This is a genomic window from Dialister sp. UBA1703 (genome assembly GCA_002320515.1).
Taxonomy (GTDB): domain Bacteria; phylum Bacillota; class Negativicutes; order Veillonellales; family Dialisteraceae; genus Dialister.
Genome location: DCJJ01000150.1, coordinates 20,419 through 29,718, shown reverse-complemented (window position 1 = coordinate 29,718; position 9,300 = coordinate 20,419). Strand labels below are relative to the sequence as shown.

Here is a 9,300-nt window from a genome sequence, read left to right as displayed (position 1 = left end):
CTATTCGCGTCGATTTATTCCTTGCATTGAATAAAAATTCAAAAATGAAACTCGATAACGATTTAATCAGCGCTTCCCTAAAGCGGTGGGACAATAAATGGGGGGAGGGAACCCTCTGAACCTTCACGCCAAAGGCGTGTCCTGTAATCTGAAAGGAGGCCTGTTTCTGAATTACAATAAAAATATCATCACCCTGGTAGCCAGCATGTTCCTTGTGGCGTCCGGCTACACCATGGTTATCCCCTTTCTTCCTCTTTACCTGGGAGAACTGGGAGTACCGGACAATGAAATATCCTTCTGGACGGGCATCGTCTTTTCCAGCTGTTTCCTGGTGGCCGGTGTTATGGGGCCGGTATGGGGGAAGCTGGCTGATTCCGGAGGCAAGAAGAAAATGGCCGTCAGGGCTGCGGTGCTCCTTGGCTTTTCCTACCTTTTCTGCGGCCTGTGCCAGAATCAGTATCATTTGATGGCCGCCCGTGCTTTTCAGGGCTTTGCCAACGGCTTTGTGGCCGCCTCCATGGCTATTATTTCCGACAGCACGGAGTCGGACAAGCTGGGGGCTACCCTTGGCACGGCCCAGACCTCCCTGGTGGTGGGAGGCATTCTGGGGCCCCTTATGGGAGGCGCCCTGTCCCATGTTTTCGGTATGCGGGATACCTTCTTCCTTTCCGCTCTCTTCCTCTGGATTGTGGCGGCAGCGGTGATCTGCTTTGTAAGAGATAAGAAGCATGCGGTGAAGAAGGATGGGGAGAAGACATCCATTGGAGCCGATCTTTCCTATGTGGCTCATAAGCCTTCCCTTCGGGAGCTGCTGATGCTCTGCTTTTTCCTGCAGACCACCATCCTTATGATCCAGCCGGTGACATCCCTCTATGTGGGAGAGCTTATGCACCATGAAGGAAATATAGAGCTCACCGCCGGCTTTATTATGTCCAGCGGCGGACTGGCGGGGGCCCTCACCACCACACTCTGGGGAAAATTCGGACAGGAAAAAGGCTATTACCGCGCCATGACCGTCACCCTTCTGGCAGCGGGGGTTATCACCATTCTTCAGTCCATTCCCGACTCCATCTGGGGCTTCGGCCTTTGCCAGTTCCTGGTGGGCTGCTTTGTCATCGGCGTGAACCCTTCCCTCAATGCGGCACTGGTGGAACATACGCCCTCCGATTTCCGGGGACGCATTTTCGGCCTGTCCACTGCGGCCCAGCAGTTTGGAAATATGCTGGGACCCCTTCTTTCTTCCGCCGTTTCCATGGCCTTCGGCATCTGGGAAGTTTACCTCACTGCCGGTATTATCCAGCTCCTCTTGGGACTGAAGGTGTGGGTGAGCCACGGGAGAGGGGATAGACGGCAGGAGTTAGAAGATAGACGATAGAAGACATGGCTGACTGCTGCCTGCTATCCGCCGGCCCCTCGCGGGCCTTTTCCATTCATGATATAATGGGCATAATCAACCATAGAAAGAAGGTATATCCATGCAGAGACTTGTTTCTTATAATTACAATGGCCAGCGGCAGTGGGGCGTGCTGGCAGCTGATGGAAGCTCCATTTATTCTGCGGAGGACCTGGAGGAAACCTATTTCATTCCTCTGGGAGAAACCATGGAGGAATTCATCGAATCCGGCGAAGAAGGCCTTTTGAATCTGGCAAGGGCGCTGGAAATGAATGAAAAGGACAAATCCATCGAGCCCCTTTCCCTGAAGGATGTGCGGCTGGAAGTTCCCTTCTATCCAAGGCGCAACATTCTTTGCGTAGGCAAGAATTACCAGGCCCATGTGAAGGAATTTGATCAGAACATGAATGCAAAGAACCCCACCACCCCTATTTTCTTCACCAAAGCCACCACCTCCGTCATCGGCCCTGACGAGGAAATCGACAGTCATCCGGCGGTGACAAAGGAAGTGGACTATGAAGGGGAACTGGGTGTCATCATCGGCAAACGGTGCACCAATGTGGCGGAAGAGGATGCCATGAAGTATGTGTATGGCTACACCATTATCAACGATGTGACTGCCCGGGATCTGCAGAAGAAGCATGTGCAGTGGTTCAGGGGAAAGAGCCTTGACACCTTCTGCCCCATGGGTCCTACGGTGATGGTGGGGGACTGGCCGGTGCCCTTTACCATCTACACCAGGGTGAATGGACACCTTCGCCAGGAAGGCTCCACCAATGACCTGATTTTCTCCATTCCCAAACTTATCGAAGTGCTCTCCGACGGTATGACCCTCCTGCCCGGCGATGTGATTGCCACCGGTACGCCGGTGGGAGTAGGCATGGGCATGAATCCGCCCCAGTTCCTGAAGAAGGGGGATGTGGTGGAAATTACCATTGATCCTATCGGTACTCTGAGAAATACGGTAAAATAACCTTCTTGAGAAAAGGCTGTGAAAAAATGTTCAATCATTTCTTCACAGCTCTTTTTCATACTGCCACGTTTCATTTCCCTGATGGAAATAGAAATGAAGCGGCAGATATTGTATAATAAAACAAATATCCATGATAAAAAAGAAATGGAGGAAACTAAAATGGAAGAAAAAAGAGAAGCCGCCAATTTTATTGAAGCGGAAATCAATAAAGACATAGCAAACAATGTCTATGCCAATGGAAGGGTGCTCACCCGTTTCCCGCCGGAACCGAACGGCTACCTGCATATCGGCCACGTGAAGAGTATCTGCCTGAATTTCGGCCTCGGTGAAAAGTATCACGGTGCCACCAATGTACGCTTTGATGATACGAACCCCTCCAAGGAAAACCAGGAATTCGTTGACTCCATTCTGGAAGACGTAAAATGGCTGGGGTTCCAGTGGAAGGAACCGGTTCATTTTGCTTCCGACTATTTCCCGGAACTTTATGAATTTGCCTGCAAACTGATCCGCATGGGTCTGGCCTATGTGGATGACCAGAGCAGCGAGGAAATACACAATACAAGAGGCGATCTGGAACATCCGGGGAAAGAAAGCCCCTGGAGAAACCGGTCGGTAGAAGAAAATCTGAAACTCTTCCAAGAAATGAAGGAAGGCAAGTACAAGGACGGGGAAAAATGTCTCCGCGCCAAAATCGACATGGCTTCCCCGAACCTGGTCATGAGGGATCCGGTCATTTACCGTATCCTCCGCGCCACCCATCACAGAACAGGAGACACATGGTGCATTTATCCCCTCTATGATTTCGCCCATCCTCTTTCCGATGCCCTGGAAGGCATTACCCATTCCATCTGCACCCTGGAATTTGAAGAAAGAAGACCTCTCTACAACTGGTGCCTCCAGGCCTTTGATGGCAAAGAAAAGCCCCGGCAGATCGAATTTGCCCGTCTGAACGTGACCACCATGATTACCAGTAAGAGAAAGCTCCGTAAAATGGTGGAAGCAGGCCTTGTATCGGGCTGGGATGATCCCCGTATGCCCACCATCTGCGGTATCAGAAGAAGGGGCTACACACCGGAATCCCTCCGCCATTTCTGCGACCTCATCGGCGTAGCCAAGGCGGATAACCTGGTGGATATTTCCCTTTTGGAATACTGCATCCGTGAAGACCTGAAAGCCAAGGCACCCCGCATTATGACAGTCATTGATCCGGTGAAAGTGGTTCTGACCAACTATCCGGAAGACAAAATCGAATACATGACTCTGGAAAACAATCCGGAAGATGAATCCATGGGCAGCCGTAAGGTTCCCTTCGGAAGAAATCTTTATATCGAAAAAGAAGATTTCATGGAGCATCCGGTTCATAAATTCTTCCGCATGACCCCGGGGAAGGAAGTCCGCCTTAAAGGTGCCTACATTGTAAAGTGCGAAGATGTGGTGAAGGATGAGGAAGGAAATATTAAGGAAATCCACTGCACCGTGGACTTTGACAGCAGAAGCGGCACCCCCGGCGCTGACCGCAAGGTGAAGGGCACCCTCCACTGGGTATGTGCTGACACAGCGGTGGATGTGGAAACAAGACTCTACGATTACCTCATTTCGCCGGACGATACGGACGATGGCAGAGATTTCATGGAAAAGGTAAATACCCATTCCCTTACCGTCATGAAGAGCAAGGCGGAACCGGCTATTAAGGAATACCCCGTAGGCAGCCGCTTCCAGTTCCTTCGGAAAGGCTATTTCATCATTGACCAGGACACCACAAAAGACCACCTGGTATGCAACCGTATCGTAGGTCTTCGGGACACCTGGGCCAAACTGCAGAAGAAGCAGGCAAAGGCATAAGGCATGAAGAAATCATTTTTCTTAGGCGCCCTGGCAGCACTCCTTCTTGCCGGTGCCCTGCAGGTTTCCGCAGCAGATAAGCTTACTCTTTCCGGCATCGGTACCATGGAAGTGCCCAAGGGCATTACCTATTCAAAAGGGGCCCAGGATGCGCTCCCCTTTATGAAGGACGGGGGAACGAAACGGTTCTTCATCCGGCGGGGCATGACAAAAAGCGATTACTACACCATGACCTGGAAGAACGTTCCCGATTTCTCCTATGGCTGGGCCATGTCCCAGGAAACGGGCATTCCTTTCCTGCAGGACATAGGGGAATTCAAGCACAAAGATGACAAACCGGAAGCGCAGATGGACCTCATCGCCGGCTGGCTGAACAAAACCCTGATTTCCCAGGGGGCCTCCTTTGAGGGACCGGCGCCTTTGAAGAAAATCAAAGACAGCCGCCATCCCCGTTGGGAAGGCTTTGTCACCGTAAAGACAAGGGAGCAGGGCATTACCTACAATGAGGCCTACACCATTCTTCTCCAGTGCGACGGATATTTCACCACCCTCGGCATTTTCAATACGGACGCCGACAGGGGAGATATTACGGAGGCAGTGAAGAAAATGGTGCAGAAGCGGAAATTTCCCCGGAAAGCAAACCTGCTTGACCTTTCTAAAAAAGGAACATCTTTGACAGAATGGGAATAATTGCTTTTAGAAATTGACAAGGAGCCTTCGAATCAGTAAGATAGAAGAGTAAGGCAATTATATCAATTGAATATTGATAGGAGGAATTTTAAATGGCAAAAGTTGCAATTGTATATTGGTCCGGTTCCGGTAACACAGAAGCTATGGCTCAGGCTGTAGAAGAAGGTGCAAAGGCTGCAGGTGCAGAAACCACCCTTTCCTTTGTAAGCGACACCTCTGCTGCTGACGTAGCTCAGTTCGACCACATCATCCTCGGCTGCCCCGCTATGGGCAACGAAGAACTGGAAGAATATGAATTCGAACCATTCTTCGAAGAACTCCTGCCCCAGCTGAACGGCAAAGTCGTTGCCATCTTCGGCTCCTACGCATGGAACCAGGGCGACTGGATTGAAAACTGGAAAAACCGTTTCGAAGAAGCAGGCATCAAACTGGCTGCTGATCCCGTCAAAGCTTACAGCTATCCGGACGATGAAGCTCTGGAAGCCTGCAAGAAACTGGGCGAAACCGTGGCTAAGGCATAATTGAAAAGCAGAAAAGAGCGTTCTTTTTTAAGGACGCTTCTTTTTTTAGTGAAATAGGAATAGGGAAGGGGCTTTCCGAAAGAGGCTCCATTCCTGTGAAAAGGAGGTTATTATGGCAGAAAAAGTAGCTGTTATTTATTATTCCGCCACCGGAAATACAGAAGCCATGGCAGAAGCCGTGGCGGTTGGTGCCAAAAGCACCGGTGCCGAAGTACTTCTGGCACCCGTTTCCGATGTGGATCCTGTGGAGATTGGAAATACCTGCTATCATATTATTCTGGGCTGCAGCGCCTGGGGGGTAGAAGTGATTGAAGAGGCGCAGATGAAGCCTTTCTGCAATAAACTGAAACCCTTTCTCAAAGGAAAGATTATGGGTATTTTCGGTTCCTGCGGCTGGAGCCGCGGTGCCTGGCTGAATTCCTGGTACAATGAACTCCATTTCGCCGGCGCTTCCTTCCCTGCCCAGCCCCTTCTTGCCTACGGGTATCCCGATGAAGAATCCCTCAAAAAATGCGAAACCCTGGGAAAGAAAGTGGCGGAAACCAAGTAACCGGTATTCCTGTTTTTCTTAGAAATAAAAGGAGATTGTTATGATAAACTGGGACGATAAAGTCGCATCCAATATAAAAGAAGTACCCTTTTCCGGTATCCGTAAATTCTTCGACCTGGCCAGCACCATGAAAGATGTGATTTCCCTGGGCGTAGGGGAACCGGACTATTCGGCGCCGGACAAGGTCATTGACGCCTGCATTGACAGTTTGAAGCGGAAAGAAACGTCCTATACCTCCAACTGGGGGCTTCTGGAACTGCGGCAGGAAATCGCAAAACTTTTCAAGAACCGCTACCATGTGGACTATGACCCGGTGGATGAAGTCATGGTCACCGTAGGCGTATCCGAAGCCATCGGTCTTGTGATGACCACCCTCCTGAATCCGGAAGACGAAGTCCTTATCCCTGACCCCGCCTATCTGGCCTACCCCGCCTGCGTATCCATCGCCCGGGGCAGACCGGTGCTGGTGCCTACCAGGGCTGAAGATGAATTCAAACTCACTGTGGAAGAACTGGAAAAGAAAGTGACTCCCCGGACCAAGGCTATCCTCATTGGCTACCCAAATAATCCTACCGGCACTGTCATGGACAGAGAGTCTCTGGTACAAATCGCCGACTTTGCCCAAAAGCATGACCTGGTGGTGATTTCCGACGAAATCTACTGCGATTTGACCTACGAAGGCACCCATACCTGTTTTGCATCGCTGCCGGGCATGAAGGAAAGAACCCTCACCATGAACGGCTTCTCCAAGTCCTATGCCATGACGGGCCTTCGCATCGGTTATATCTGCGGACCCCGTGAAATCATGGAGCAGATTTACAAAGTCCACCAGTATGAAATCCTCTGCGCCAGCGTTACCAGCCAGTATGGTGCCATCGCAGCTCTGAAGTACTGCGATGACGATGTAAAGGCCATGTATGATGAATACGCCGCCCGCAGGGAAATGGTCTACGAAGGACTGAAGAAAATCGGCCTTTCCGTCTTCAAGCCCAAAGGAGCCTTCTACATTTTCCCGGACATCAGCATGACCGGCATGGATGATGAAGAATTCGCCGACAGGCTTCTGAAAGAAGAAAAAGTAGGCGTAGTCCCCGGCACCTGTTTCGGCCCCCAGGGAAAGAACCACATCCGCATTTCCTACGCCGCCAGCCGTGAAAACCTGGCGGAAGCGCTGAAACGAATCGGCCATTTTGTGGATAAATACAGAAAAGCATAAGAAAAGAGGGGCTGTGAAAAAAATGATTTACATTTTTTCACAGCCCCTTTTTCTTATGCTCAGCGGAGCCCTATTGTGCCGCTGGCCGGGATTCTTTAGAGAGCTGGTGGGCCGGTGAACTAGTGTACTAGTGGGCTGGTGAGCTAGTCTGTATTCCCGAAGGGGCCTGCCGCTGCGCGGCAGAGGGGCATATGGCCCTGTGCTAACGCACGGGCCAAGGGTTGCGTCGCTGTCGCTCAGAGGGGCGAAGGCCGTGGTGTGGCGCCCTTTGAAAATAAAGGGGCGCCATTATTATAAAACCATACAACCGCCCTGGCGGGCGATGGAAAAGCGGCCCCCTTTTGGTGCCTTACGGCACCACCTTTCCCCCGCTAAGTTCGGTCGGGCGACAAAAGGAAAGCGCCCTTATGGGCAGGCCAGGCGCCTTACTTTGCCCGACTTGCACATCCTATGCAGGATGTGCACAGTGTCCCTATGGGTGCTCTGCATTGCATCACGTGACTCTACTGGCAAACATAGAGAGGCCTATTCTCCCCCTGAATAGGGGGGAGTCCGGCGCAGCCGGATAGGGGGTGGCCACGCCAGTGGCCAGTTCAGCAGAATGCTTAGCGTGATTTAAGCAGCGGGAGGGTAATCCCGTAACGCTGACTTTATAATCATTGCCGCCTTCGGTGGCAATCCTTCTCCTCTGAACCCTTTGAACCCTGCCACGTAGTGGCTCCATGGGCAATCCACAACCCTCGGGCATGAAGGGCCGTCAACCTTCCTCTCTGAACCAGCAAAAAGAGGCTGTGAAAAAATTTTGTCATTTTTCACAGCCTCTTTTTCCTTAAACCTTAATCCACAATCACCGGCGAATGATAAAATTCCTGTCTTCCGCTTCTGAAGCGAGGGGATGCCTGGCACCAGGCCTGCACGTCACCGGCGCGGATGTCCATGGCAAGGGAAAGGCGGGTGGATTCACCGGCCTCCTTCATGGCCCGGGCCATACTGGTAATGACAGGAAGGGAAATATTCCGCAAAGCGCTGCTTTTTTCCCGCCTGAGGGCAAGGAGGCGGGCATAGGAGGGTGGGGGAGGGGCGGTAAAAGGGGAGGGGCCTCTGCCGGAGAGAAGGAGCCGGGCTCCCAGCCGTTTCAGGCGGCTGTAAAGGTAGCGTTTGCTCTTAATGGCAGACAGCATGGTTTCATAATCGGGATTTCCCATTTCTTTAAACCATTTATGGTCCAGTCCCTCTGTAAAAAGGCCGGTTTCTGAAAGCTCTTTTTCCGAAAGAAGGCGGGCATGGAGAAGGCAGGCATCCTCAAAGCGGGAAAAGTCGGAGAAATGGCCGGACTTTATAAGGGACTCCGCCTCACCGGCGCTTCGGGAGGGGAGGAGACTGCCGCTGCTCTGCAGTAAAAGATCTTTCCTGGCCTCGGAGGCGGAAATATTATGGTTCATGTCCCGGTGCACCACATCAATTTCCATGGGAAAATGATTTCTGAGGATGGTTTCTGTATACCGGAATCCCAGAAGATTGTTTGGTTTGGACAGTTCATCTGCCAGAAAGGGAGAATGGCTTTTCATGGCTTCGTAGGAAGCCCTTGCATAGGAAAAGCCTTCCTTTAATGCCCTGTGGAATGCTTTTTGATAGGTATGGGTGAGGGAAAAGGAGGCAGCTTCCCAGAGAGCATCTTCATCAAGGCTTTCCGTGCCGAAGGAAATGACTTCCGCTCCCATGGCAGCCAGAAGTTTTACCCCAAAGGCTGCAAAATGATCGGCGCTCTGCAGTGCATAGAGCACCGGCAGGGCAAAAACCGCATCTATTCCCCCTTCTGCAGCCCACCTGGCCCTGGTCCAGCTGTCAAAGAGGGCAGGCTCTCCCCGCTGTACGAAAGGGCCGCTCATGACTGCCATAATAAAGGCATCGTCAAAACGGGCCCGTACTTCCTGCACCATGGCTTCGTGGCCCCGGTGAAAGGGGTTCCATTCCGCAATGATTCCGATTGTTTTCTGTTTCATCCTGTGCTCCCTTCTATTCATAGCTTTATTTTATCATAGCAGGGGAGGAAATGGAGAATCCGGTTCCTCGCGGCCCCTTTTCATTCATGATATAATAAATGACAGTATTCAC

Annotated in this window: 8 protein-coding genes; 7 read left to right on the top strand and 1 reads right to left on the bottom strand. The window is 51.5% G+C overall.

Annotated elements, in window-relative coordinates:
* Positions 1-97: 97 nt before the first annotated feature.
* The 7 genes from B2Y11_RS06775 (at position 98) to B2Y11_RS06745 (ending at position 7,185) form a co-directional block, all read left to right on the top strand.
* Complete coding sequence (locus B2Y11_RS06775) at positions 98-1,375, top strand: MFS transporter (RefSeq protein WP_291057587.1); 1,278 nt, start codon at positions 98-100, stop codon at positions 1,373-1,375.
* Between the two features lie 100 nt (positions 1,376-1,475).
* Positions 1,476-2,366 carry a fumarylacetoacetate hydrolase family protein gene (locus tag B2Y11_RS06770; protein WP_291057585.1) on the top strand — a complete coding sequence of 297 codons (891 nt, stop codon included), beginning with the start codon at positions 1,476-1,478 and terminating at the stop codon, positions 2,364-2,366.
* A 159-nt stretch (positions 2,367-2,525) separates the two neighbouring features.
* A complete protein-coding gene (locus B2Y11_RS06765; RefSeq protein ID WP_291057583.1) occupies positions 2,526-4,208 on the top strand; it encodes a glutamine--tRNA ligase/YqeY domain fusion protein in 1,683 nt (560 codons plus the stop codon).
* Positions 4,209-4,211: 3 nt separating this feature from the next.
* Positions 4,212-4,898, top strand: a complete 687-nt coding sequence (locus B2Y11_RS06760) for a hypothetical protein (protein ID WP_291057581.1) — start codon at positions 4,212-4,214, stop codon at positions 4,896-4,898.
* A 92-nt stretch (positions 4,899-4,990) separates the two neighbouring features.
* Positions 4,991-5,419, top strand: a complete 429-nt coding sequence (locus B2Y11_RS06755; protein WP_291057580.1) for a flavodoxin — start codon at positions 4,991-4,993, stop codon at positions 5,417-5,419.
* A gap of 112 nt (positions 5,420-5,531) precedes the next feature.
* Positions 5,532-5,969, top strand: a complete 438-nt coding sequence (locus B2Y11_RS06750; RefSeq protein ID WP_291057578.1) for a flavodoxin domain-containing protein — start codon at positions 5,532-5,534, stop codon at positions 5,967-5,969.
* 43 nt (positions 5,970-6,012) lie between these two features.
* A complete protein-coding gene (locus tag B2Y11_RS06745) occupies positions 6,013-7,185 on the top strand; it encodes a pyridoxal phosphate-dependent aminotransferase (protein ID WP_291057593.1) in 1,173 nt (390 codons plus the stop codon).
* Between the two features lie 836 nt (positions 7,186-8,021).
* Here the strand turns inward: B2Y11_RS06745 and B2Y11_RS06740 are convergent.
* Positions 8,022-9,188 (bottom strand): nucleotidyltransferase family protein, encoded by a 1,167-nt coding sequence (locus tag B2Y11_RS06740; RefSeq protein WP_291057576.1) that lies wholly within the window; start codon positions 9,186-9,188, stop codon positions 8,022-8,024.
* Positions 9,189-9,300 lie beyond the last annotated feature (112 nt).